Source organism: Streptomyces hazeniae (assembly GCF_031845485.1).
Lineage (GTDB): Bacteria > Actinomycetota > Actinomycetes > Streptomycetales > Streptomycetaceae > Streptomyces > Streptomyces hazeniae.
On record NZ_JAVREQ010000209.1, the window covers coordinates 1 to 431 of the forward strand.

Below are 431 nucleotides of genomic sequence, written 5' to 3' on the forward strand. Positions count from 1 at the left end.
GGTAGAGGGGCTGCTGGGGCGCCTGCTGCGGCTCCGGGGTGGCGAGTTCGGCGAGTCCGGCCAGATAGTCGGCGTCGCTGGTGTGGCCCTGGGCGCCCGCCGCGTCCTGGGCGGCCATGTGGGCGCCCAGATCGTCGGTGGCGACCCGGCCGTGCAGCTTCTGCCTGCCGCGGCCGACCGCCTCCAGGGTCTTGGCGAGCACCGCCTCGAAGGCGCCGAACTTGGCGTCCACGTACGCGTCCGCCCGCTGCTTCAGCGTCTCGGGGTCGGCGCTGCGCTCGGGGGCCTCGGTGAAGTCGGGGTCCTCATAGCCCTGCTCGTCCAGGCCCTGGCCCCGGCCGAGCAGCTTCTCGCGGCCCCGGTCGACGGAGCCGATGGTCTTGGTGAGGACGACCTCGAAGTTGGCGAGCTTGCTGTCGACGTAGTCGTCT

The 431-nt window shown here is 72.6% G+C and carries 1 pseudogene; it reads right to left on the reverse strand.

Features of this window, described 5'->3' with window-relative positions:
- Positions 1 to 431 (reverse strand): annotated as a pseudogene (locus tag RM572_RS29360) (cell division initiation protein); the annotation flags it as partial.